The 23,694-nt window shown below is 70.0% G+C and carries 18 protein-coding genes; 11 read left to right on the top strand and 7 right to left on the bottom strand.

Annotated elements, in window-relative coordinates:
* Window positions 1-110 precede the first annotated feature (110 nt).
* From epsC to CAL11_RS15405, 3 genes are all read left to right on the top strand, one after another.
* On the top strand, window positions 111-1,064 hold the full coding sequence (gene epsC / locus CAL11_RS15415) for a serine O-acetyltransferase EpsC (protein ID WP_003810126.1): 954 nt from the start codon (window positions 111-113) through the stop codon (window positions 1,062-1,064).
* A 61-nt stretch (window positions 1,065-1,125) separates the two neighbouring features.
* Window positions 1,126-2,343, top strand: coding sequence for an MFS transporter (locus tag CAL11_RS15410; RefSeq protein ID WP_086093401.1), 1,218 nt, complete (start codon window positions 1,126-1,128; stop codon window positions 2,341-2,343).
* A gap of 12 nt (window positions 2,344-2,355) precedes the next feature.
* Window positions 2,356-3,180: an NAD-dependent protein deacetylase gene (locus CAL11_RS15405; protein WP_086093400.1), complete on the top strand. Its 825-nt coding sequence runs from the start codon at window positions 2,356-2,358 to the stop codon at window positions 3,178-3,180.
* A gap of 38 nt (window positions 3,181-3,218) precedes the next feature.
* Here the strand turns inward: CAL11_RS15405 and CAL11_RS15400 are convergent, their stop codons facing one another.
* From CAL11_RS15400 to CAL11_RS15385, 4 genes are all read right to left on the bottom strand, one after another.
* A complete protein-coding gene (locus CAL11_RS15400) occupies window positions 3,219-4,202 on the bottom strand; it encodes an IS110 family transposase (RefSeq protein WP_157668840.1) in 984 nt (327 codons plus the stop codon).
* 317 nt (window positions 4,203-4,519) lie between these two features.
* Window positions 4,520-5,371 (bottom strand): inositol monophosphatase family protein, encoded by an 852-nt coding sequence (locus CAL11_RS15395; protein WP_167382516.1) that lies wholly within the window; start codon window positions 5,369-5,371, stop codon window positions 4,520-4,522.
* A gap of 174 nt (window positions 5,372-5,545) precedes the next feature.
* Complete coding sequence (locus CAL11_RS15390; protein WP_086093398.1) at window positions 5,546-7,015, bottom strand: NAD-dependent succinate-semialdehyde dehydrogenase; 1,470 nt, start codon at window positions 7,013-7,015, stop codon at window positions 5,546-5,548.
* An 80-nt stretch (window positions 7,016-7,095) separates the two neighbouring features.
* Window positions 7,096-8,361, bottom strand: coding sequence for a 4-aminobutyrate--2-oxoglutarate transaminase (locus CAL11_RS15385; protein ID WP_033462562.1), 1,266 nt, complete (start codon window positions 8,359-8,361; stop codon window positions 7,096-7,098).
* 136 nt (window positions 8,362-8,497) lie between these two features.
* Between CAL11_RS15385 and CAL11_RS15380 the strand changes: the two genes are divergently transcribed.
* Window positions 8,498-9,991 carry a PLP-dependent aminotransferase family protein gene (locus CAL11_RS15380; RefSeq protein WP_432206075.1) on the top strand — a complete coding sequence of 498 codons (1,494 nt, stop codon included), beginning with the start codon at window positions 8,498-8,500 and terminating at the stop codon, window positions 9,989-9,991.
* On the opposite strand, the gene CAL11_RS15375 is transcribed toward CAL11_RS15380, so the two are convergent.
* Window positions 9,988-10,890 carry a DUF72 domain-containing protein gene (locus tag CAL11_RS15375; RefSeq protein ID WP_086093397.1) on the bottom strand — a complete coding sequence of 301 codons (903 nt, stop codon included), beginning with the start codon at window positions 10,888-10,890 and terminating at the stop codon, window positions 9,988-9,990. The genes CAL11_RS15380 and CAL11_RS15375 overlap by 4 nt on opposite strands.
* Window positions 10,891-10,970: 80 nt before the next feature.
* Here CAL11_RS15375 and CAL11_RS15370 point away from each other — a divergent pair, with 80 nt between their 5' ends.
* The 7 genes from CAL11_RS15370 (at window position 10,971) to CAL11_RS15340 (ending at window position 21,298) form a co-directional block, all read left to right on the top strand.
* A complete protein-coding gene (locus tag CAL11_RS15370; RefSeq protein ID WP_086093396.1) occupies window positions 10,971-13,064 on the top strand; it encodes an ATP-dependent helicase in 2,094 nt (697 codons plus the stop codon).
* Window positions 13,065-13,142: 78 nt separating this feature from the next.
* The gene (locus CAL11_RS15365) at window positions 13,143-14,147 is read left to right on the top strand and encodes a magnesium and cobalt transport protein CorA (protein WP_033470775.1); all 1,005 of its coding nucleotides are present in this window, start codon (window positions 13,143-13,145) and stop codon (window positions 14,145-14,147) included.
* Between the two features lie 62 nt (window positions 14,148-14,209).
* Window positions 14,210-14,848, top strand: coding sequence for a thermonuclease family protein (locus CAL11_RS15360; RefSeq protein WP_033470777.1), 639 nt, complete (start codon window positions 14,210-14,212; stop codon window positions 14,846-14,848).
* Window positions 14,849-14,944: 96 nt separating this feature from the next.
* Window positions 14,945-17,194, top strand: a complete 2,250-nt coding sequence (locus CAL11_RS15355) for an ABC transporter substrate-binding protein (protein WP_033462567.1) — start codon at window positions 14,945-14,947, stop codon at window positions 17,192-17,194.
* On the top strand, window positions 17,191-18,168 hold the full coding sequence (locus CAL11_RS15350) for an ABC transporter permease (RefSeq protein ID WP_033462568.1): 978 nt from the start codon (window positions 17,191-17,193) through the stop codon (window positions 18,166-18,168). Before CAL11_RS15355 ends, CAL11_RS15350 begins: the two co-directional genes overlap by 4 nt.
* Before the next feature lie 5 nt (window positions 18,169-18,173).
* Complete coding sequence (locus CAL11_RS15345) at window positions 18,174-19,625, top strand: ABC transporter permease (protein ID WP_033462570.1); 1,452 nt, start codon at window positions 18,174-18,176, stop codon at window positions 19,623-19,625.
* The gene (locus tag CAL11_RS15340) at window positions 19,622-21,298 is read left to right on the top strand and encodes an ABC transporter ATP-binding protein (protein WP_086093395.1); all 1,677 of its coding nucleotides are present in this window, start codon (window positions 19,622-19,624) and stop codon (window positions 21,296-21,298) included. The genes CAL11_RS15345 and CAL11_RS15340 overlap by 4 nt, the downstream gene beginning before the upstream one ends.
* Window positions 21,299-21,341: 43 nt before the next feature.
* Here CAL11_RS15340 and CAL11_RS15335 read toward each other — a convergent pair whose 3' ends face one another.
* Together CAL11_RS15335 and CAL11_RS15330 are read right to left on the bottom strand one after the other, a co-directional pair.
* A complete protein-coding gene (locus CAL11_RS15335) occupies window positions 21,342-21,893 on the bottom strand; it encodes a MarR family winged helix-turn-helix transcriptional regulator (protein ID WP_086093394.1) in 552 nt (183 codons plus the stop codon).
* 33 nt (window positions 21,894-21,926) lie between these two features.
* Complete coding sequence (locus CAL11_RS15330; protein ID WP_086093393.1) at window positions 21,927-23,576, bottom strand: collagen-like triple helix repeat-containing protein; 1,650 nt, start codon at window positions 23,574-23,576, stop codon at window positions 21,927-21,929.
* Window positions 23,577-23,694: the final 118 nt, after the last annotated feature.

Raw genomic sequence — 23,694 nt, 5'->3', positions numbered from 1 at the left:
GCGGCGCCGGGCGGCGCCGCACGGCATCATCAACGAGGCTACGCCATGTTTCATCTGTTCTGTGTGACGGCCCCGGCGGCCGTCTTCACCGCCACGCCGGAGTCGCGCGCATGAGCGGTTCTTCCCATTATCCCGTCGCCAACTGGAACCTCGACGGCATCGTCTCCGGCCTGCGCGGCGCACGCCAGGAGTGGCGCGGCCCGCGCGGCCGCCTGCGCGAAGAGTCCGAGTCGGGCGTGCGCGAGTTTCCTTCCCAGGAAAGCCTGCGCGACATCATGCGGCAACTGTTCGGCGCGCTGTTTCCCATGCGCCTGGGCCCCATCGACCTGCGCGAGGAGGTCGAGGATTTCTACGTCGGCCACACCATCGGCGCCGCGCTGGACGCGCTGCTGCATCAGGTCTGCCTGGAGCTGCAGCACCTCGGGCGCGACGATCCGCAGCCCTACGGGCAGGTGCTCGAGCGCGCGGTCGACATCGTGCGCCGCTTCGGCGCCGAGCTGCCGGCGGTGCGCAAGGCGCTGGACCTGGACGTCACGGCCGCCTACCAGGGCGACCCGGCCGCGCGCAGCGTCGACGAAGTGCTGCTGTGCTATCCGGGCGTGACCGCCATGATCCACCACCGGCTGGCCAATGTGCTGTACCGGCTGGGCGCGCCGATGCTGGCGCGCATCGTCGCCGAGATCGCCCACTCCGACACCGGCATCGACATCCATCCGGGCGCGACCATCGGACGCAGTTTCTTCATCGACCACGGCACCGGCGTGGTGATCGGCGAAACGGCCATCATCGGCGAGCGCGTGCGGCTCTACCAGATGGTCACGCTGGGCGCCAAGCGCTTTCCGCCGGGCGAGAACGGCGAGCTCAAGAAAGGCCTGCCGCGCCACCCCATCATCGAGGACGACGTGGTCATCTACGCCGGCGCGACCATCCTGGGCCGCATCACCATCGGCCAGGGCTCGACCATCGGCGGCAATGTCTGGCTCACGCACAGCGTGCCGCCGAACAGCACCGTGACGCAGGCCGGCGCGATCAACGACATGCCCGATTGCGGCCTGGGCGGCTGAGGGCGCAACCATCCCGCTTGCCCGGCCCTGGCGGCCGGGCAAGCCTTCCGGAGCAGGCGCAATGAAATCGGATTCTCCAGCCGTCAATCCGGCGCCGCCGCTGTGGCCCATCATCCTGGCCGCCGGCATCGTGCTCGGGCTGTCGCTGGGCCAGCGGCACAGCGTCGGCCTGTACCAGCTGCCGCTGGTGCAGTCGTTCGGGCTCACGCGCGAAACCTTTTCGTTCGCCATCGCCATCCAGAACATCGTCTGGGGGCTGGCGCAGCCGTTCTCGGGCTACCTCGCCGACCGCTACGGCACGGCCCGCGTGGTGGCCGGCGGCGCCTTGCTGTACGTGGCGGGCCTGCTGCTGACCACGGTGTCGGACGGGCGGCTCAGCCTGGCCCTGTCGGCCGGCGTGCTGGTCGGGCTGGGGCTGGCGGGCACGGCCTGGACGGTCAACGGCGTGGTGGGCCGCAAGGCGTCGGCCGCGCGACGTTCGGCGGCGCTGGGCGCGGTCTCGGCCATGGGGGCCCTGGGGCAGTTCGTGATGCTGCCCCTGGGCATGTACCTGATCGGCGCCTTCGGCTGGCAAGGAGCGCTGGGGCTGTGCGCGGCGCTGCTGGCCTGCATGGCGCCGCTGGCCTGGCTGTTGCGCGAGGCGCCGCGCCAGCCCGCGGCCGCGCCGGCCGCCCAGTCCGGCGGCGGCGTGCGCGCGGCCCTGGGCAACCGCGACCTCTGGCTGCTGTGGCTGGGCTTCATGGCTTGCGGATTCCACCTGGCGTTCATCGCCACCCATCTGCCCGCCTACCTGGCCGACAAGGGCATAGGCGGCGGCACGGCGGCGCTGGCGCTGGGGCTGGTCGGCCTGTTCAATATCGCCGGCACCTTCTTCTTCGGCCTGATGGGCGAGCGCTACCCCAAGAAATACGTGCTGGCGTTTCTCTACCTGGTGCGCACCGCGGTCATCACGGTGTATTTCCTGGCGCCGGTCAGCCAGTTCTCCACCTTGCTGTTCGCCAGCGCGATGGGCTTTCTGTGGCTGGGCACCGCGCCGGTCACGACCGGCCTGGTGGCGCAGCTGTTCGGCCTGGGCACGCTTTCCACGCTGTTTGGCGTGGTGTTCCTCGGACACCAGGTCGGCAGCTTCCTGGGCGTGTGGCTGGGCGGGGTGATCTTCGACCTGTCGGGCTCGTACGATGCGGTGTGGCTGCTGTCCATCGCCATCGGCCTGTTCTCGGCCGCCATGCACCTGCCGGTGCGCGAGCCGGCGCGCCGGCTCGCGGCCGCGGCGCCATGACGGGGCGCGCGCGTGGATAGCCGCATGTCCGACCTGCGGGCGCTGCGGGGTTTCCTGGGCGGCGGCGCGCGCCTGTTCGTCCTGACCGGCGCCGGCTGCAGCACTGCCTCCGGCATTCCCGACTACCGCGACGGGCAAGGGCAGTGGAAGCGCAAGCCGCCGATCGACTTCCAGGCGTTCATGGGCGGGCAGCCCGCGCGGGCGCGCTATTGGGCGCGCAGCATGGTGGGCTGGCGCCATTTCGGCCAGGCCCGCCCCAATGCCGCGCACCATGCGCTGGCGCGCCTGGAGCAGCACGGCCAGGTCGAGCTGCTGGTCACGCAGAACGTGGACCGGCTGCACCAGGCCGCCGGCAGCCGCGCGGCGCTGGACCTGCACGGCAGGCTGGACGAAGTGCGTTGCATGCAGTGCGACTGGCGCGGGCCGCGCGGGCAATGGCAGCGCACGCTGGAGCTGGCCAATCCGCAATGGGCGGCCCTGCAGGCCGGCGTGGCGCCCGATGGCGACGCCGACCTGGAGGATCAGGATTTTTCCGATTTCGTCGTGCCACCCTGTCCGCGGTGCGGCGGCATCGTCAAGCCCGACGTGGTGTTCTTCGGCGAGGCCGTGCCGCGCGACCTGGTGCAGCGCGCCTACGCCGCGCTGGAGCATGTCGACGCCATGCTGGTGGTCGGCTCGTCCCTGATGCTGTATTCGGGCTATCGCTTCGTGCAGGCCGCCGCGCGCGCCGGCCTGCCCATCGCCGCGATCAACCTCGGCCGCACCCGCGCCGATGACATGCTGACCCTGAAAGTCGCCCGGCCCTGCGACGAGGTGCTGGCCGAGGTGGTGTCCTAGGGTGCCTGTCCCTGTGGGGACAGATACCGTCTTGGCCGTCAAGCGTTCATGGCGTAATTGGGCTGATAGGGGATGCGGTTTTTGAGGACCCCGAAGCACAGATGCACCAGTTTTCTCATGGCCGCGCCCAGCGCGGCCTTTTTGCTTTTTCCCGCTTTGAGCAGACGCTGGTAGAGAGCACGGATGTGGGGGTTGTGGCGGGTGCCCACCAGGGCCGCCATGTACAACGTGGCGCGCACCTGGGCCGGGCCGGCTTTGGACAGGCGTGCGCGGCCGTTCAGGCTGCTGCCGGATTGGCGCTGCACGGGGACAATCCCGAGGTAGGCGGCCAGGCTCTGGGCGGAGTCGATACGCCGATTGTGCATGACGGCCAGGATGGCGTTGCCGGCCTGAGGCCCGACGGCGGGGATGGAGTTCAGCAGCTCGCGGTCTTGCTTGAGATCGGGGTGGTTGTCGATGTGCTGCTCGATCGCCCGCTCGATCTGTTTGAGCTGTTCGCGCAGAAACGCGATGGCCTTGTCGATGGAGCCATCGACCAAGGGCGCCGAAGGGCTGAACTGGCTCTTCTCCTTGCGATTGAGCTCACGCAGCAGATCCTTGCCCAGCGCCTCGCGTCGCGTCAACAAGGCGCGCAGTTGGCGCGCATGCAAGGGCGCCGGGTGCCACAGCGCCGGGCTCAGCGTCTGTCCATAGCGTGCCAGAACGTAGCTGTCGAGCGCATCATTTTTGGAGCGCATCGCCAAGGCCTTGGCAAAGTCCCGAGCCTGGGCGGGATTGACCAAAGAGACCCGGACCTGGGCATCGTGCAGCGCCGTGGCCGCTTGCTCGTGATACAGCCCCGTGGGCTCCAGGATGGCGTGCAACTGCGCTGGCTGTGCGCCGTGTTTGGCGCACCACGCCAGCAGGGCCTTCACGCCCGCGGCGCTGTTGGCCGCCACCTTGGTCTTACGCTTATCAGACTGAGCCGTCAGCAACGTGCAATCCAGCTTAGCCTTCGATACATCAATACCTATAAAAAACATGGACTTGGCCTCCTGCAGATAACAAACTGCTGTCAGCCACTGCGCCCACTTGCCTTGTACATACAGGGTCCTCGCCCTACGATACCGTCCAGTGTTTCGCCGGCCCAGCAGTGCGCAACCGAGCCGCTATCTGTCCCACAAAGTCCTCGCTTTGGGCACCAACTCGCGGTCATCGGCGCGCGGTGGTGATAGCTAATCACCACCGGAGGAAAGATACAAGGCACCTGGAGTCTGCGTGTACCGTCAGCGGGTGCCTGTTCCTGCCGGGACAGGCACCCTTGCCCCAGGTGTCGCTCCCCCGGCGACTTGGCGCCGGCTCACACCGCCAGCGGCACCGCGTCGCCCAGCAGCGCCTGGTGGGCGGCGTGCCAGGTGCCGCCGTCGGGAGCGTACAGCAGGCCGCCGGAGCGGTGGGTGGGCTTGTACGGAGAGCCGTCGAAGTGCGCGCTGTAGCCGCCGGCTTCGCGGTGCAGCAGCCAGCCCGCGGCGTGGTCCCAGGGCGTCAGCTTGTTGTAGAGCAGCACATGGCAATGGCCCGAGGCGGCCAGGCGGTACTCGTGCGCGGCGCAGCGCAGCGACGCGGTCGAGCCCAGGCGCGCCTGGTTGGCGGTGACCTGCTCGCGCAGGCCGTCGGGCAGATTGGAGGTGGAGATCATGCCGTCCATCTCGTCGGCCGGGGCCGCGCCGGCCACGTGCAGCGCCCGCTGCGTGCCATCCTCGTAGTCGATCCAGGCGCCTTCGCCGCGCACGGCCAGCGCCGCGTCGTGGCCGATGGGGTCGTAGATCACGCCGGCCAGCACGTCGCCGCGATGGCACACGGCGACCATCATGCCGAACAGGGGCAGGCCCGCCACGTAGTTGCGGGTGCCGTCGATCGGGTCGATGAGAAAGGCCAGGTCGGCATCGACCAGCATGTTGAGCAGCGCGGGGTTGCGCGCCGAGGCCTCCTCGCCGATCAGCACCGCGCCCGGGTACAGCTTGCCCAGGCGCGCGGCGATATGGCGTTCGGCTTCTTCGTCGGCGATGGTGACCAGATCGCGCGGCGAACTCTTGCCGCGCACCGCGTCTTCGGTCAGGTGGCGAAAGCGCGGCAGGACTTCGGAACGGGCGGCTTCGGCAAGCAGGGCGGCGATGCGGCGCGTTTCGTCGCGCGAGAATGTCCGGTTCATGGAATGGGGCAGCAATGTACGACCCGCAAATCTAGCATGGGCCGGCGCGCCAGCCTATGACAAAAATGGCCGGGGCCTTGCGCATGGGCTTGCGGCGTTTGGATGAGGGCGGGCGGGGAAGGGCGAAAAAAAAGGCCGGCGCCCGAAGGCGCCGGCCTTGCCCGCGGGCTGGACTCAGGCGCCCAGGTCCACGCAGAGGTATTTCAGCTCGAGGTAGTCCTCGATGCCGTACTTCGAGCCCTCGCGGCCCAGGCCGGATTGCTTGACGCCGCCGAACGGGCCGACTTCATTGGAAATGATGCCGGTGTTGATGCCGACGATGCCGTATTCCAGCGCTTCGGAGACGCGCCAGATGCGGGCGTAGTCGCGCGTGTAGAAGTAGGCGGCCAGGCCGAAGATGGTGTTGTTGGCCATGCCGATGACTTCGTCCTCGCTTTCGAACTTGAACAGCGGGGCGACCGGGCCGAAGGTCTCCTCGACGGCAAAGCGCATCGACTGCGTGACGTCGCGCACCACCGTGGGCTGGAAGAAGCTGCCGCCCAGCGCATGCGGCTGGCCGCCGGCGATGACCTTGGCGCCGTGCGCGGTGGCGTCGGCGATGTGTTCCTGCACCTTGGCCACGGCGGCCGTGTCGATCAGCGGGCCCTGGGTGACGCCCTGCTCGAAGCCGTCGCCCACCTTCATGGCATTGACCTTCTCCACCAGGCGCTTGGCGACTTCCTCGTAGACGCCGGCCTGCACGTAGATGCGGTTGGCGCATACGCAGGTCTGGCCGGCGTTGCGGTACTTGGAGGCCAGGATGCCGTCGATGGCGCGATCCAGGTCGGCGTCGTCGAACACGATGAACGGCGCGTTGCCGCCCAGTTCCAGCGACAGTTTCTTGATGGTGGGCGCGCATTGCTCCATGAGCGTGCGGCCGACTTCGGTCGAGCCGGTGAAGCTCAGCTTGCGCACCACTTCGCTTTCGCACAGGGCCGCGCCGATTTCACGCGAGCTGCCGGTCACGACCTGGAACACGCCGGCCGGCACGCCGGCCTGCTCGGCCAGCACGGCCAGCGCCAGCGCGGTCAGCGGCGTCTGCTGGGCCGGCTTGACCACCATGGTGCAGCCGGCGGCCAGGGCCGGGCCGACCTTGCGGGTGATCATCGCGGCGGGGAAGTTCCACGGCGTGATGGCGGCGGTCACGCCGATGGGCTGCTTGAGCACCATCAGGCGCTGGCCGCCCTTGGGGCTTTGCAGGATGTCGCCGTCGATGCGCTTGGCTTCTTCGGCGAACCACTCCAGGAAGGAGGCGGCGTAGGCGATCTCGCCGGCGGCCTCGGGCACGGGCTTGCCTTGCTCGGACGTCATGATGACGGCCAGGTCCTGCTGGTTTTCCATCATCAGCTGGGCCCACTTCAGCAGGATCGCGGCGCGTTCCTTGCCGGTCTTGGCGCTCCAGGCGGGCAGGGCGGCCTCGGCGGCGTCGATGGCCTGCTCGGCTTCCTTGCGGCCCAGCTTGGGCACCGCGATGATGGTCTTGCCGGTGGATGGGTTATCGACCGGGATGGACGGGCCGTTGCCGGCGCCTACCCACTTGCCGTCGATGTAGCAGGCGTCGCGCAGCAGTTCGGCGCGGCGCAGGGGTTGGGTCAACTGCGTCATGAAAAATCCTCCTCAATACAGACGCGGGATGGTGGCGCCCATGGGGAGCGCCCCCATCCCGCGTCGAACGATCCAAACAATCAGGCGGCGATGACTTCGGCCAGGATGTCCAGCGCGCGAGCGAACTGGTCATCGGGGATGGTCAGGGGATACAGGAAACGCAGAACGTTTCCGTATACACCGCAGCTTAGCAAAATCAGGCCGCGTTCGATGGCTTGCTGCTGGATGCGCTTGACCGCCTCGGCGTCCGGCTTGCCGGTCGCCGGGTCGTTGAGCTCCAGCGCGACCATCGAACCCAGGCCGCGCACGTCGGCGATGGCCGGGCAGGTGGCGCGCAGGCTTTCCAGGCGCTCCATCAGGCGCTTGCCCAGCAGGGCGGCGCGCTCGCACAGTTTCTCTTCGGCGATCACGTCCAGCACGGCGTGCGCGGCGGCCACGGCCAGCGGGTTGCCGGCGTAGGTGCCGCCCAGGCCGCCGGCGGCCGGGCCGTCCATGACTTCGGCGCGGCCCACCACGCCCGAGATCGGCATGCCGCCGCCCAGGCTCTTGGCCATGGTGATCAGGTCGGCCTGCACCGAGTGGTGCTGCATGGCGAACAGCTTGCCGGTGCGCGCGAAGCCGGTCTGCACTTCGTCGGCGATCAGCAGGATGCCGTGCTCGTCGCACACCTTGCGCAGCGCCTGCATCAGCTCGGGCGGCGTTACGTTGAAGCCGCCTTCGCCTTGCACCGGCTCGATGATGATCGCGGCCACGCGCTTGGGATCGATGTCGACCTTGAACAGCAGGTCCAGCGCCTTGAGCGAGTCGGCCACGCTGATGGCCTGCGTGGCGTTGGGGAACGGCACGTGGAACACGTCGCCCGGCATGGGGCCGAACGCCAGCTTGTAGGGGGCGACCTTGCCGGTCAGGGCCATGCCCATCATGGTGCGGCCATGGAACGCGCCCGAGAACGCCACCACGCCCGAGCGGCCGGTGTAGGCGCGGGCGATCTTGACGGCGTTTTCCACCGCCTCGACGCCGGTGGTGAAGAAGGCGGTCTTCTTCAGGCCTTCGATCGGGGCCACGGCGTTGATGCGCTCGGCCAGCGACACGTAGCCTTCGTACGGCACGATCTGGTAGGCGGTGTGGGTGAAGTTGTCCAGCTGGGCGGCGATGGCGGCCTTGACCTTGGGATGGCGATGGCCGGTGTTCAGCACCGCGATGCCGCCGGCGAAGTCGATGTACTCCTTGCCTTCGGCATCCCACAGGGTCGAGTTTTCCGCCCGCACGGCGTAAAAGTCACACATCACGCCGACGCCGCGCGGGGTGGCCAGCGTACGACGCGTATTCAGATCTCGGTTTTTCATCTCAGGCTCGATTGGCAAATGGAATGCCGTATGCACGGCGCAATGTGGCGGCCGCCATGGCACGCCGTCCAGCTTCTATTTAATGCTAAGATGGCCCCATTCAGGGGAACCACTTTTACAAAACAGGTAGAACCAATTGAGGTCCATTGTCGGCGATCTGTTGCTCCTGCGCCTGGGGGACGTGGCCGACGGCCCGATGAACCAGCGTCTCTACCGCGCCATCCGCGAGGCCATCCTCGACGGCGCCATCGCGGCCGACACCCGCCTGCCCGCCACGCGCGACCTGGCGGCCGAGCTGGGCATCGCGCGCAACACCGTGGTGCATGTCTACAGCCAGCTGCAGGCCGAGGGCTACACGCACAGCCGCCAGGGCAACGGCACTTTCGTCACCGCCTCGCTGCCCGACGCCTACCTGGCCAGCGGCCGCCACGCGCGCCGTCCGGCCATCGCCGCGGTGCGCCCCACGCTGTCCGAGCGCGGCGCGCGCATCGTCGACCAGGTGTCGGCCTCGCCGTACCAGTGGGGCGCCTTCATGCCGGGCGTGCCCGATCTTACCGAGTTCCCGCACCAGAAGTTCGGCCGGCTGTTCAGCACGCTGTGGCGCGATCCCCATCCGGAGATGCTGACCTATGCCTATGGCGGCGGCCTGCCGGCGCTGCGCGAGGCGCTGGCCCAGCACCTGGCCCTGACCCGCTCGATCGACTGCGATCCCGAGCAGATCATCATCACCGAGGGCTCGCATCAGGCCATCGACCTGGCCACCCGCATCCTGGGCGGCCATGGCGACCTGGCCTGGATCGAGAACCCGGGCTATTGGGGCGCGCGCAGCGTGCTGATCGCCAACGGCATCCGCATCGAGCCGCTGCCGGTCGACGAGGAAGGCATGCAGCTGCCGGCCGAGCCGGTGGCGCAGCCGCCGCGCTTCATCTTCGTGACGCCTTCGCACCAGTACCCGCTGGGTTCGGTGATGTCGCTGGCGCGGCGCCGGCAACTGCTGGCGCTGGCGCGCAGCTGGGGCAGCTGGATCATCGAGGACGACTATGACAGCGAGTTCCGCTTCTCGGGCCGGCCGATTTCGTCGCTGCAAGGACTGGAGCCGGACGCGCCGGTGATCTACCTGGGCACCTTCAGCAAGACGCTGTATCCGGGCCTGCGCGTGGGCTACCTGGTGCTGCCCAAGGCGCTGGCCGGCGCGTTCCAGGCCGCGCATGCCGAGCTGTACCGCGAAGGCCACCTGGTCACGCACGCGGTGCTGGCCAGCTTCATCGCCGAGGGCCATTACGCCGCCCACATCCGCCGCATGCGCATGCTGTACGGCCGGCGCCGCGCCATTCTGGTCAACCTGATCGAGCGGCGCCTGGGCGCGCAGTGGCTGCATCCGGATTCCAGCGACGCGGGCCTGCACCTGGTGCTGGACTTCCCGCCGGGGCTGGACGACAACCAGGTGATGCAGGCCGCCCATGCGCGTGGCGTGCTTACGCGCGCGCTGTCGCGCTACTACGCCGAAGGCACCACGCCGCGCCAGGGCCTGCTGCTGGGCTATGCCTGCGTGCCGGAGAACGACATCGCGCGCAAGTTCGAGCTGGTGCTCGACAGCCTGGCCGAAGTGGCGCAGCGCAGCCGCGCCTAGCCAGGCGCCAGCGCCGCCGCCAGCCCGGCCGCGTTGCGCATGCCCTGGTCTTCGTAATTGGTGTTGAACACCGCGTGGGTGTGGCGCGCGCGCGCGGCCAGGCGCTTGACGCGCGCCGCCAGATCGGCCAGTTCCCGCGGCGAGTATTCGTACTGGAAGCGGCTCGACGAGGCCGCCGCGCGGCTGTTCCAGGCGCCGGCGTTGCGGCCGTGCAGGCGCACCAGCGCCAGTTCGGGGTGGGTGCACTCCCAGACCGGCGGCACGCTGTTGGCAAAGCCTTGCGGGCTGTCGACCACCGTGTGCACCAGCTCCAGGTCGCGTTCCAGCGCCAGCGTCCAATCGCTGGCGGCCGCGCTGCCGAACCAGCTGGCGTGGCGCATTTCCGCCGCCATGACGAGTTCGCCGGCGTCGCGCAGGCGCGCCGCGCAATCGCGCACGCGGGCCACGCCGCGCGCCTCGCGCCGCACCCAGGGCGCAAACTGGCAATGCACCGCGCCCAGCTTGCCGGCCTGGCGCAGCGGCTCCAGGGCCAGCAGGTAGCGGCGCCACAGTTCGTCGCGCACGGCGCCCGGCACCTGGTCGTCGAACACCGCATCGCCCTCGCCGGGCACTTCGCGGCGCAGGTCGTCCGGCAGCGCCGCGCGCGGCGTCTGGTGGCCCGTGAACAGGCGAAACGCCTTGATGTTGAAGACAAAGCCCGGCGGCGTGCGCTGCGCCCACAGGTAGGCCGTGCGCGGGTCGGGCAGGGCGTAGAAGCTGGCGTCGACCTCGGCCATGCCGAACCGGCTGGCGTAGAACCGCAGGCGTGCCTGCGGCGTGCGCGCGGCCGGCGGGTAGAACCGGCCGCACGCCAGCAGGGTGGGGTCGGTCCAGGAGGCGGTGCCGATGAGGATGTTCATGCCTGGGGCGCAGCGGCCGTTCGGACGAAAGGCTGGAAATTCTGTATAAATATACAGTATCGTCCAATTTGCCTGTTTCCATGTCTGAACCTGTTTCCCGCGACCCCGCGCCCGCGGATGATCCCCTGGCCGAACTGAACCCCGCGCAGCGCGAGGCCGCCGCGTACGGGGTCGACGCGCCGGCCAGCCAGGCGCTGCTGGTGATCGCCGGGGCCGGGTCGGGCAAGACCAATACGCTGGCGCACCGCGTGGCCCACCTGATCCTGCATGGCGCCGACCCGCAGCGCATGCTGCTGCTGACGTTCTCGCGCCGCGCCGCGCAGGAAATGGAGCGGCGCGTGGGCGCCGTGCTGCAACGGGTGATGGGCCTGCGCGCCGGGCACGCGGCGCCCGCGCTGCCGTGGGCCGGCACGTTCCACAGCGTGGGCGCGCGGCTGCTGCGCGATTGCGCGCAGCGCATCGGCCTGTCGGAGGCCTTTACCGTGCACGACCGCGGCGACGCCGAGGACTTGATGGGCATCGTGCGCCACGAGCTGGGCCTGTCGGCCACCCACAACCGGTTTCCGCTCAAGGGCACCTGCCTGGCCATTTATTCGCGCGTGGTCAACAGCCAGGCGCCGCTGGCCGAGGTGCTGCGCCAGGCGTTTCCGTGGTGCGAAGCCTGGGAGGCCGAGCTCAAGCGCCTGTTCCAGGCCTATGTGCTGGCCAAGCAGGAACAGAACGCGCTCGATTACGACGACCTGCTGCTGTATTGGGCCGAGATGATGCGCGACGCGGGGCTGGCCGCCGAGGTCGGCGCGCGTTTCGACCACATCCTGGTCGACGAATACCAGGACACCAATCGCCTGCAGGCCGCCATCCTGCTGGCCATGAAGCCCGATGGCGGCGGCCTGACCGTGGTGGGCGACGACGCGCAGTCGATCTATTCGTTCCGCGCCGCGAGCTTGCGCAACATCCTCGATTTCCCGCAGCAGTTCCCCGGCGGCGCCAAGGTGGTCACGCTGGAGCGCAACTACCGCTCCACCCAGCCCATCCTGGATGCCTCCAACGCGGTCATCGGGCTGGCCGCCGAACGCTACGCCAAGCAGCTGTGGACCGATCGCGTCTCGTCGCAACGCCCCGAGCTGGTGAGCGTGAGCGACGAAGCCGGCCAGGCGCGCTGGGTGGCCGACCAGGTGCTGGCGCAGCGCGAGGGCGGCGCCACGCTCAAGTCGCAGGCGGCGCTGTTTCGCGCCTCCAGCCACAGCGCCGCGCTGGAGCTCGAACTGACCCGGCGCAACATCCCGTTCGTGAAATTCGGCGGCCTGCGCTTTCTCGAGGCCGCCCACGTCAAGGACATGCTGTCCGTGCTGCGCTGGGCCGAGAATCCGCGCTCGCGGCTGGCCGGCTTCCGGGTGGCGCAGCTGGTGCCCGGCATCGGCCCGGCCACCGCGGGCAAGCTGATGGATGCCATGGCGCAGGCGGCCGACCCGCTGGCGGCCATGCGCGACTTCCAGCCCGGCGCGGCGGCGCGCCAGCAGTGGAGCGAATTCGTCGCCACCTACGCGACGCTGCGCGAGGCGCGCCGGCCCTGGCCCGCCGACGTGGACGCCGCGCTGCAATGGTATGGGCCGCAACTGGAGCGCATCTTCGACGATGCGCGCGTGCGCCGCGCCGACCTGGAGCAACTGGCCCGGCTGGCCGGCGGCTATCCGACCCGCGAGCGCTTCCTCACCGAGCTGACGCTGGACCCGCCCGACGCGACCAGCGACGAGTCCGGCCCGCCCTTGCGCGACGAAGACTACATGATCCTGTCCACCATTCACTCGGCCAAGGGCCAGGAGTGGAAGTCGGTCTACATCCTGAACGCGGTGGATGGCTGCATTCCCTCGGACATGGCCACCGGCACGGCCGAGGAAATCGAGGAAGAGCGGCGCCTGCTGTACGTGGCGATGACGCGCGCGCGCGAGCGGCTGCAGGTGGTGGTGCCGCAGCGCTTCTACGTGCACCAGCAGACCGGGCTGGGCGACCGCCACGTCTATGGCTCGCGCACCCGCTTCATTTCGGAGGCGATGCTGCCGTTGTTCGAGCACCTGCCCAGGCCGCCCGAGCCGCCGTTCGGCCGCGCCCGCCCCATCGAGCCGGCCGCGCCGCGCATCGACGTGGCCAGCCGGGTGCGCGGGCTGTTCTCGTAGCGGCCGCGCCGGGCGCGCGACGGTATCATAGGTGCCCAGGCGCATCCCGGCCCGGGATGCGCACAGGGAGACAGTGCAATGACCCAGAACGTTCAGGCCGCGGGCGCGCCGCACGGGGGCGTGGTGGCTTCGGTCGCCTACCTGAATGGCCGCCGCGCGCGCGACGTGCCCATCGACGATATCGCCGGCTACGAGCGTCCCGAGCACGGCCTGCTGTGGATCGGCCTGCACGATCCCGAGCCCGGCTTGCTGCGGCGCGTGGCCGAGGACCTGGGCGCCTGCGACAAGAACCAGGAGGAAATGGTCGAGCCGCACCGGCGCGCCAAGATCATCGACTACGGCAATATGGTGCTCATCGTCGCCATCACCGTCGAGATCGAGAGCGACCGGCCGGTGTTCGGCGAAACCCAGTTCCTGATCGGCGACGGCGTGCTGGTGACCGTGCGGCGCGGCGCCACCGCCACCCACAGCACCCTGCGCGAACGGCTGGAGGCCACGCCCGACCTGCTCAAGCGCGGCAGCGACTACGTGACCTCGGAGTTGCTGGACCTGCTGGTGGACCGCTACGTGGCGGCGGCGGCGCGCCTCGAAAGCGTGGTCGAGAGCGCCGAGCAGAAGCTGCTGATCCGCGGCGCCAAGGATGCCGACATCCGCAAGCTGTACCGTCAGCGCCGCGACCTGCTGCGCATCCATACCGCCATCGCCCCGCTGGCCGAGATCTGCCGTCGCCTGGCGCGCGTGGAGATGTCGCAGGTCGACGAGCATGCGCGGCCGTATTTCGGCGAGGTGGCCGACCGCGTGCTGCGGGTCGACGAACTGCTCAACGCGCTGCGCGAGGCCCTGGCGTTCGCCTTCGAGGCCAGCCAGATGATCGCGCAGGCCCAGCAGAACGACACCACGCGGCGGCTGGCGTCCTGGGCCGCCATCCTGGCCGTGCCCACGGCCGTGGCCGGCATTTACGGCATGAACTTCGAGTACATGCCCGAACTGAAGGCGCCCTGGGGCTATCCGGTGACGCTGCTGGCCATCGGCACCGTGTGCTCGATCCTCTACTGGCGCTTTCGCAAGTCGGGCTGGCTGTAGCGCCGGCCCGCACGCGCGCGCGCTGTGGCACACTGCCGCCACCTCCCGACGACGACGAACCGATGCTGCGCAACAAACTCCAACCGCGAGGCGGGCGCCGCGGCCTGGCCGGACTGCTTTCGGCCCTGCTGCTGGCGGCCCTGGCCGCGCTGGCCAACTGGCTCTGGCCGCAGGACGCTTCCCAGGCGCCGCCCGCGCGCCAGGCGCCCGCGGGCCCCGCTGGCGGCGTGCCCGCCGGCAGCTATACCCTGACCGGCCCCATCGTCAACGTGGCCGACGGCGATACCGTGACCCTGCGCGCGCCGGGCGGCCAGCGCCGCATCCGCATGGACAGCATCGACGCGCCCGAGGAAGGGCACGGCAGCGAGCAGCCGGGCCAGCCGTTCGCCCAGGCCTCGCGCCAGCACCTGGCCGGCCTGGTCGCCGGCAAGACCCTGACCGCGCAATGCTACGAGCGCGACCAGTTCGACCGCGACGTGTGCGCCCTGATCCTGCCCGACGGCAGCTCGGCCAACCGGGCCCAGGTCGAGGCCGGCTACGCCTGGGCCTATACGGCGCGGCGCGGCGACTACCTGCGCGATCGGGCCATGCCCGGCCTGCAGCGCCAGGCCCGCGAGGCCGGCCGCGGCCTGTGGGCGCAGTCCGGCGCGATCGAACCCTGGAAGTGGCGCTATGACTGCTGGCGCCAGCGGCGCTGCTGAGGCGGCGCGGCCCGCCTTCCGATACGGGCATCCCGGGGTATGGCGGCTCGCCGGCCTTTGCTATCCTTGCGCGAGCATTCGAGATAGGATGGTTACATGACAGGCATGTCCAGGCTGCTGCGTATCGCGGCGCTACTGTTGCTGGGCGCGATGGCGGGCTGCTCCCCTGAAAGCCCCGTCAACAGCCCGTACCCCGCCGGCGCGATGGCCGAGAATGCGCTCTATACCGCGTTCGTCAAGCGTTCGCCCAAATACCTGGACCCGGCCAGCTCCTACTCGACCGACGAGACGCCGTACACGTACAACATCTACGAACCGCTGTACGGCTACCATTACCTGAAGCGGCCGTACGAGCTGGTGCCGCGCGCCGCGGCCGCCATCGACGCGCCGCGCTACCTCGATGCGCAGGGCCGCGAGCTGCCGGCCGACGCGCCCGGCGAGCAGATCGCCGAAAGCGTCTACGACATCCGGCTGCGGCCCGGCATCCAGTTCCAGCCCCATCCGGCCTTTGCCCGGCGCGCCGACGGCGGCTACCAGTATTTCCCGCTGGCCGAGGACGAACTGGCCGACAAGTTCTACATTCCCGATTTTCCCGCTACCGGCAGCCGCGAACTGGTCGCCGACGACTACGTCTACGCGCTGCGCCGCCTGGCCAGCCCGCGCGTGGTGTCGCCCATCTATTCCCTGATGGCCGACCATATCGTCGGCCTGAAGGACTACGGCGACCGCTTGCGGGCGCGCGACCAGGCGCTGCGCCGCGACCTGCCCGGCGGCGCGCGCACGCTGCCCTGGCTGGACCTGCGCGAGGCCGACGGTTTTGCCGGCGTGCAGGCGCTCGACGCCCATACCCTGCGCATACGCGTGATCGGCAAGTACCCGCAGTTCAAGTACTGGCTGGCCATGACCTTCACCGCGCCCGTGCCCTGGGAGGCCGACCGCTTCTACAGCCAGCCCGGCATGGCCGAGCACGACCTGTCGCTCAATACGTGGCCGGTGGGCACCGGCCCCTACATGCTGGTCGAGTCGCGCCAGAACTGGCGCCATGTGCTGGCGCGCAACCCCAACTTCCGCGGCGAACCCTATCCGTGCGAGGGCGAGCCGCAGGACCGCGCCGACGGCCTGCTGGCCGATTGCGGCAAGCCCACGCCGTTCATCGACCGGGTGGTGTTCAGCGTCGAGAAAGAGGCGGTGCCGCTGACCGGCAAGTTCATGCAGGGCTACTACGACGTGCCGCAGGTCGAGCGCGGCGAGTATGGCGTGTCCATGCTGGTGGCCGCCGGCGATTCGCCCGACAAGGCGGCCCTGTATCGCGACCATGGCATACGCCTGCCCACCACGGTGGAAACCTCCAACTGGTACATGGGGTTCAACTGGCTCGATCCGGTGGTCGGGCAGGGCGACACGCCGGCGCAGCAGGAGCGCAACCGCAAGCTGCGCCAGGCCATCAGCATCGCCTTCGACTGGGAAGAATACGTGGCGGTGTTCGAGAACAGCCAGGCCCAGGTCGCCTACGGGCCGGTGCCGCCGGGCGTGCTGGGCTACCGGCCCCCGCCCGAGGGCTACAACCCGGTCGTCTACGACCTGGACGATGGCAAGCCGGTGCGCAAGCCGCTCGATACCGCGCGCCGCCTGCTGGCCGAGGCCGGCTATCCCGACGGACGCAACGCGCAGACCGGCGCGCCGCTGGTGCTGTACTACGACGCCATGACGGGCGCGGGCGCCAGCCCCATGTTCGACTGGATGCGCCGCCAGCTGGCCAAGCTGGGCATCCAGATGGATGTGCGCTCCACCGACTACAACCGCTTCCAGGACAAGATGCGGCGCGGCACGGCGCAGCTGTTCCTGTGGGGCTGGAACGCCGACTATCCCGACGCCGAGAACTTCCTGTTCCTGCTCTACGGGCCCAACGCCAAGGCCAAGTCGGGCGGCGAGAACGCGGCCAATTACGCCAACCCTGAGTTCGACCACTTGTTCGAGCAGATGAAGCTGCTTGACGACGGCCCCGAGAAAGAGGCCCTGATCGCCCGCATGACGGCCATCGTCCAGCGCGACGCGCCCTGGATGTTCGGCTATTTCCCCATGTCGGGCGGCGCCTACCAGCAATGGGTGGGCAACGCCAAGCCCACCCAGATGGTGCGCAATACGCTGCAGTTCATGAAGATAGACCCGGCCACCCGGGTGGCGCGCATCGACGAATGGAACCGGCCGCTGTGGTGGCCGCTGGGGGCGCTGGCGCTGCTGCTGGCGCTGGTGATCTGGCCGTCCTACCAGGCGCTCAAGCGGCGCGAGCGCCAGACCGTCTACGGCGCGCGCGCGGCCGCCTCCACCCCGGAGCAACAACCATGACCGGCTATGTCATTCGCCGCCTGCTGTACGGCGTGCTGATCCTGATCGGCGTCAACCTGTTCACCTTCGTGCTGTTCTTCGCGGTCAATACGCCCGACGACATGGCGCGGCTGGCCATCGGCGGGCAGCGGGTCAGCCAGGACGCCATCGAGAAATGGAAGGCCGAGCGCGGCTACGACAAGCCGCTGTTTCTCAACACCCGGGCCGAGGGCACGGCGCGCTATACCGACACGGTGTTCTACCAGCGCTCGGTGCCCTTGCTGGTGATGGACTTCGGCGCTTCCGACGGCGGGCGCGACATCGGCCGCGAAATCCGCACGCGCATGGGCCCCAGCCTGGCGCTGGCCCTGCCCACTTTCGTGCTGGGCCTGTTCGCCAGCGTGGTGTTCTCGCTGACCCTGGTGTATTTCCGCGCCACGCGGCTGGATTTCTGGGGCGTGGTGCTGTGCGTGGTGCTGCTGTCCATATCCAGCCTGTTCTACATCATCGCCGGCCAGTGGCTGTTCTCCAAGCTGCTGCGCCTGGCGCCGTATTCCGGCTTCGCCGGCGGGCTGGACATGGTCAAGTTCCTGGCGGTGCCGGTGGTGGTGGCGATCATCGCCCGGCTGGGGCCCGAGGCGCGCTTCTACCGCACGCTGTTTCTCGAGGAAATCGGCAAGGACTACGTGCGCACCGCCCGCGCCAAGGGCCTGAGCGAGTCGGTCGTGCTGTTTCGCCATGTGCTGCGCAACGCCATGCTGCCCATCCTCACGGGCACGGTATCGGCCATTCCGCTGCTGTTCATGGGCAGCCTGATCGCCGAGTCCTTCTTCGGCATTCCCGGCCTGGGCAGCTACACCATCGACGCCATCAACGCGCAGGACTTCTCCATCGTCCGCGCCATGGTGTTCCTGGGGTCCGCGCTCTATATCGTGGGCCTGATCCTCGCCGATATTTCGTACACGCTGGCCGACCCCCGCGTCCGTTTCGAGTAATCGCCATGCCGCTCTTCGTCTTTCTCTGGACCGACATCGCCCTCTACCTGCTGGTGGCCGCCGTGCTGGCGTATGCCTGGCGCGTGCGGCGTTCCCCGACGCTGCGCGCCACCTGGGGCAGGGTGGCGCGCGACGCGCCGGCCATGTGCTCCGCGGTGGTGCTGATGTGCTTCGTGGTGGTCGGGCTGCTCGACTCCGTCCACTACCGCGCCAGGCTGGCGCCGGCGCCCGGCGTGGCGGCCGATGCCCCGCCGGCCTATGCGCCGGTGGTGCGTTCGGCGCTTGACGGCCTGCTGGCCGCCACGGTGCTGGCCCGCCCCGAGAAAACCTATTCCGAGCCGCTGGCGGTGCGCCAGTTCACCAAGGAAACCCTGCTGATCGACGGCAAGCCGCAACGCGACTTTCCGCTGCTGCGCAGCGGCGGGGCGCACCTGCGGGACCCCGACGCCCAGCGCTGGCCCGACCTGCGGCAACGCTTCTGGAGCGGCCTGGGCCTGGGCGCGGCCGCCGCGCTGGCCGGCGGCCTGCTGCTGGTGTGGGCGCTGGCGCGGCGCAGGGCTTCGCTGCGCGCGGCCCTGGCCGACCTGGCGGCCAACCGCACCGAGCTGCCGTGGCGCGCCATGTGGATCACCTACGCCGTCATCTGCCTGCTGGCGCTCACCATTTCGATGCTGGCCGGCGGCTACCACGTGCTGGGCACCGACCGCACCGGCAACGACGTGCTGTGGCAGGCGCTCAAGAGCGTGCGCACCGCGCTCATCATAGGCAGCCTGACCACGCTGGCCATGCTGCCGCCGGCGCTGGCGTTCGGGATCGCGGCGGGCTATTTCAAGGGCAAGGCCGACGACGCCATCCAGTACCTCTACACCACGCTCACCTCCATCCCCAGCGTGCTGCTGGTGGCCGCCTGCGCGTTGATGATGCAGGTCTACATCGACAACCATGCCGAGCTGTTCGACACCTCGGCGGCGCGCGCCGACCTGCGGCTGTTCCTGCTGTGCATGATCCTCGGCCTGACGGGCTGGGCCGGCCTGTGCCGGTTGCTGCGCGCCGAGACCCTCAAGCTGCGCGAACTCGAGTACGTGCAGGCGGCGCGCGCCTTCGGCGTGTCGCACTGGCGCATCATGACGCGCCACCTGCTGCCCAACGTCATGCACATCGTGCTGATCACCGTGGTGCTGGAATTCTCCGGCCTGGTGCTTTACGAGGCGGTGCTGTCGTACCTGGGCATAGGCGTGGACCCCAGCATGAACTCGTTCGGCTCGATGATCGACAGCGCGCGCCTGGAGATGTCGCGCGACCCCATGATCTGGTGGAACCTGTTGGCTGCGTTCGGCTTCATGCTGGCGCTGGTGCTGGCCGCCAACCTGTTTGCCGACGCCGTGCGCGACGCCTTCGACCCGCGCACGCGCCGGTTCAGGCCGGCGCGCGCGGCCGCGGCGGGAGCCCTGCCATGAACGCGCGCGCGCCTTTGCTGCGCATCGAAGGGCTGGACGTCGACGTGGCCGGCGAGTCGGGCGTCACGCATGCCGTCAAGCGGCTGCAGCTGGCCGTGGCGCAGGGCGAGACCTTCGCCCTGGTGGGCGAGTCGGGCAGCGGCAAGAGCATGACCGCGCTGGCCCTGCTGCGGCTGCTGCCCGATGCCGGGCGTATCGTCGGCGGCCAGATCGAACTGGACGGCACCGACCTCAACGGCCTGTCCGAGCGCGCCATGCGCGGCGTGCGCGGCGGACGTATCGGCATCATCTTCCAGGAGCCCGCTACCAGCCTGAACCCCGTGATGCGGGTGGGCGACCAGATCGTCGAGACCCTGGCCGCCCATACGCCCTTGCGCGGCGCGGCGGCGCGCGAGCGGGCCATCGACTGGCTGCGGCGCGTCGGCATCCCCGAGCCCGAGCGGCGCATCGACGACTATCCGTTCCAGTTCTCGGGCGGCCAGAAACAGCGCCTGATGATCGCCATCGCGCTGGCGGCCGAACCCAAGCTGCTGATCGCCGACGAGCCCACCACGGCGCTCGACGTCACCGTGCAGGCCCAGGTGCTGGAGCTGCTGGCCGGCATCCAGCGCGAGATGGGCATGGCGGTGCTGCTGATCACGCACGACCTGGCGGTGGTGCGCCACGTGGCGCACCACGTGGCGCTGATGCGCGGCGGCGAGATCGTCGAAAGCGCCGATGCGCGCACGTTCTTCGAGCAGCCGCGCCATCCCTACGCGCGCGAACTGTTCGACGCCATTCCCACCTTCGCCAAGCGCGGCCGGCCGCTCTCGGCCCAGGGCCGCGCGGCGCAGCACGGCCAGGCCGCGCCCGAGGCCGGCGCGGTGGTGCTGGATGTGCAGGACCTGCTGGTGCACTACCCGGTGCGCAAGGGCGTGCTGCGCCGCGTGGCCTCATGGGTCGAGGCGGTCAACGGCGTGACCTTCACCCTGCGCGCCGGCGAGACCCTGGCGCTGCTGGGCGAATCGGGTTGCGGCAAGACCACCACCGGCAAGGCTTTGCTGCGCCTGGTCGAAGGCGCGCGCGTGCGGGGGCGCGCCATGCTCGATGGGCACGACCTGCTGGGCGCGTCGCGGCGCGAACTGCGGCGGCTGCGGCAGGACATCCAGATCGTGTTCCAGGATCCCTACGCCTCGCTCGACCCGCGCATGCGGGTCGGCGATATCCTCGAGGAAGGCATCGCCTCGTTGCGTCCCGAACTGACGTCGGCGGCGCGCAAGGCGCGGGCCGCGGGTCTGCTCGAACGCGTGGGGCTGCCGGCCGACACGCCCACGCGCTATCCGCACGAATTCTCGGGCGGCCAGCGCCAGCGCATCGCCATCGCGCGCGCGCTGGCGGTCGAGCCGAAGGTGCTGATCTGCGACGAACCCACCTCGGCGCTGGACGTGTCGGTGCAGGCGCAGATTCTCGATCTGCTGCGCGATCTGCAGGCCGAACTGGGCATCGCCTACCTGTTCATCACGCACAACTTCGGCGTGGTCGAATACCTGGCCGACCGCATCGCGGTCATGCACGGCGGGCGCATCGTCGAGATGGGGCCCGCCGATACCGTGCTGCATGCGCCGCGCCACGAAATGACGCAGCGCCTGCTGGCCGCCGTGCCGCGCCTGCGGTTCGGGGCGGAGAACGAGTAGGGGGGAGGGCCTGTCCCCGTGGGGACAGGCACCGTGCCAACCGTCAATCGTTGACGAAGTCCCGGCCGTGGCGCGACTGCAGCCACATGAGCGTTTCGTGGCGCAGCGAACGGGCGTACTGCGTCAGGAAGGCGTGCACCGTGGCCAATTGGTGGGAGTCGTACTGGCGGCTGAGGAACGTGACTTCCTCGGCCGCCGCGCGACGCTCGTCGGCCAGCGCGCGGCAGCGCTCGGCGACGGGCCGGATCACGATGACCCGCCGGTCCAGCGGATGCCGGCCGCGCTGCACATAGCCCGCGGCTTCCAGGCGATTGATCAGCGCGGTGGCGCCACCCCAACTGATGCCGAGCAACTGGCCCAGTTGTCCGGTCGGCAGGGCATCGAACTCCAGCACCAGGTCCAGGGCCTTCAGTTCGGTCAACGACAACCCCAGCCTTTCGGCCATGGCGGCCTGGCTGGCCGCCATGTAGACCGTCAGTTGCCGGGCCAGGACCTGCGCGATTTCTTCCACGCTGTCCGGCCGGCGGTCGTGGCCTAGGGGGTCGCCCGAGGAGACTCGTTGGTCTTGCTGTGAGATACGGTCTATATCCAGCATGGCGGCGCTCCGCTTCTTCGGGCTCAAGATCGGTTACTTCAAGGCGCTGGTCACGCCGCCGAGGATGCCGCCCAGCAGGCCGCCGCCGGCGCCGCCGGCGCCACCCGTGGCACCGCCGGTCACGCCGCCCGTCACGCCGGCCACGGTACCGGTCACGCCGCTCAGGATGCCGCCCAGCAAGCCGCCATTGGCCGCGCCGCCGGTATTGCCGCCACCGGCCGAGCCGCCGCCGACCGCGCCGGTCACGCCGCCCAGCAGGCCGCCGCCGCCACCGACCGCACCGGTGACGCCGCCCAGCAGGCCGCCCAGCAGACCGCCGTTGGCCGCGCCCGGCGCGTTGCCCGCGCCGCCCGATCCGCCGCCGGTCACGCCGCCCAGCAGACCGCCGAGCAGGCCGCCGTTGGGAGCGGCGCCGCCGCCCAGGTTGCCAGTCACGCCGGCCAGCAGGCCGGTGACGGGAGCCAGCAGGCCGCCGTTGGCGCCGCCACCGGTAATGCCGCCCAGGCTGCCGGTGATCGGGCTGAGCAGGCCGCCCTGGCCGCCAAGGCCCAGGCCGCCGGTCAGCGAGGAGACCGCGCTGGTGGCGTGGGCCAGGGTGTTGCCCAAGGGGTTGGTGTTACCCGGGGTGGCATGCAGCAGGCCGCCAGCGCTGGCGACCGCGCCGCCCAGACCGCCGAGCACGCCATCCAGGCCGCCTACCGGCAGGCCGCCAGGCAACTGGCCGCCCGCGCCGGCGAGGGTGCCGCCCACGCTGGTCAGCAGGCCGGCCACCGGCGCGCCCAGGTTGGTGGTGGCGCCCACCGTTTGCGTGAGGTTGGTGACGGCGCCCGCGACCGGGCTGACAGCCGGGTCGAGGCCGGCGCCGATGCCGCCCAGCGCCTCGCCCAGGCCCAGCGACGCGACGTTGTCCACGGCGGTGCCGGTGTTGGTCAGCGCGGGCTGCAGGATGGGTTGGGTCGGACCGTCGAGCACGCCGCCGGCAATGCCGCCCACCAGCTGGTTGACGGGGTTGAGCAGACCGCCCTGGCCGCCCAGCGCGCCGGTCAGCGCGCCCACGGCGCCGGTGGCGTTGCCCAGCACGGCGGTCAGCGGTTCGGGATTGTTGGCGTCGGCGTGGAGCAGGCCGCCGGTGCTGGCCACGGTCTTGCCCAGGCCATCCACCAGGCCGCCCAGGCCGGTGCTCAGACCGCCGGGCAGGCCCGTGCCGGCCACCGTGTCGCCCAGGCCGCTGACCGTGCCGCCGACTTGCGTCAGCACGCCATCGACCGGCGCGCCCAGCCCGGTGGTGGCGCCGATCTGCTGCGTCAGGCCGACGGTGGTGTCGACCACCGGCTTGAGCGTCGGATCCAGGGCCTTGCCCACCGCGCCCAGCGCGTTGTCGGCGCCCAGCGGCAGCAGGCTGTCGGTGGCGCCGCCGGTATTGCCCAGGGTGGTTTCCAGCAGGCCCGCGCGCACCGGGTCCACCGGCGTGGTCGGATCCGGGTTGCCCGGAGTGCCGGGGCCGCCAGGGCCGCCGGGGTTGCCCGGGCCACCCGGGTTGGTGGGGATGACCGGGGCGGACGCGCGCTTGCTGCTGCTATTGCCGCCGCCGCCGCAACCGGCCAGCGCGGCCACCATGATGGCCGTCAACAGGGGAACCGCGAAACGGGTCGGGCGGTGGTGGGTCTTGGTCTTGGCGTACATGATCCGTGCTCCTCAGGGTTGGAAGTTCAGGCCCCCTCATTGGCCCGATGCCCCATACCAAGCACAAACCGTGCCAGCTTTTTTCAAGACGTGGCGAAATCCACCCACGGCGCTGCGG

Origin of the sequence: Bordetella genomosp. 6 (assembly GCF_002119705.1) — a bacterium.
GTDB lineage: Bacteria > Pseudomonadota > Gammaproteobacteria > Burkholderiales > Burkholderiaceae_B > Bordetella > Bordetella bronchiseptica_F.
Note: the sequence above shows the minus strand (reverse complement) of the source record. Positions and strands in the feature narration are given on the sequence as shown.

What these genes read in the sequence shown, in the direction of transcription:
- epsC (WP_003810126.1), top strand. Translation starts at nt 111, where the DNA reads ATGAGCGGTTCTTCCCATTATCCCGTCGCCAACTGGAACCTCGACGGC.
- CAL11_RS15410 (WP_086093401.1), top strand. Translation starts at nt 1,126, where the DNA reads ATGAAATCGGATTCTCCAGCCGTCAATCCGGCGCCGCCGCTGTGGCCC.
- CAL11_RS15400 (WP_157668840.1), bottom strand. Translation starts at nt 4,202, where the DNA reads ATGTTTTTTATAGGTATTGATGTATCGAAGGCTAAGCTGGATTGCACG.
- CAL11_RS15395 (WP_167382516.1), bottom strand. Translation starts at nt 5,371, where the DNA reads ATGAACCGGACATTCTCGCGCGACGAAACGCGCCGCATCGCCGCCCTG.
- CAL11_RS15390 (WP_086093398.1), bottom strand. Translation starts at nt 7,015, where the DNA reads ATGACGCAGTTGACCCAACCCCTGCGCCGCGCCGAACTGCTGCGCGAC.
- CAL11_RS15385 (WP_033462562.1), bottom strand. Translation starts at nt 8,361, where the DNA reads ATGAAAAACCGAGATCTGAATACGCGTCGTACGCTGGCCACCCCGCGC.
- CAL11_RS15375 (WP_086093397.1), bottom strand. Translation starts at nt 10,890, where the DNA reads ATGAACATCCTCATCGGCACCGCCTCCTGGACCGACCCCACCCTGCTG.
- CAL11_RS15370 (WP_086093396.1), top strand. Translation starts at nt 10,971, where the DNA reads ATGTCTGAACCTGTTTCCCGCGACCCCGCGCCCGCGGATGATCCCCTG.
- CAL11_RS15365 (WP_033470775.1), top strand. Translation starts at nt 13,143, where the DNA reads ATGACCCAGAACGTTCAGGCCGCGGGCGCGCCGCACGGGGGCGTGGTG.
- CAL11_RS15360 (WP_033470777.1), top strand. Translation starts at nt 14,210, where the DNA reads ATGCTGCGCAACAAACTCCAACCGCGAGGCGGGCGCCGCGGCCTGGCC.
- CAL11_RS15355 (WP_033462567.1), top strand. Translation starts at nt 14,945, where the DNA reads ATGACAGGCATGTCCAGGCTGCTGCGTATCGCGGCGCTACTGTTGCTG.
- CAL11_RS15350 (WP_033462568.1), top strand. Translation starts at nt 17,191, where the DNA reads ATGACCGGCTATGTCATTCGCCGCCTGCTGTACGGCGTGCTGATCCTG.
- CAL11_RS15345 (WP_033462570.1), top strand. Translation starts at nt 18,174, where the DNA reads ATGCCGCTCTTCGTCTTTCTCTGGACCGACATCGCCCTCTACCTGCTG.
- CAL11_RS15340 (WP_086093395.1), top strand. Translation starts at nt 19,622, where the DNA reads ATGAACGCGCGCGCGCCTTTGCTGCGCATCGAAGGGCTGGACGTCGAC.
- CAL11_RS15335 (WP_086093394.1), bottom strand. Translation starts at nt 21,893, where the DNA reads ATGCTGGATATAGACCGTATCTCACAGCAAGACCAACGAGTCTCCTCG.
- CAL11_RS15330 (WP_086093393.1), bottom strand. Translation starts at nt 23,576, where the DNA reads ATGTACGCCAAGACCAAGACCCACCACCGCCCGACCCGTTTCGCGGTT.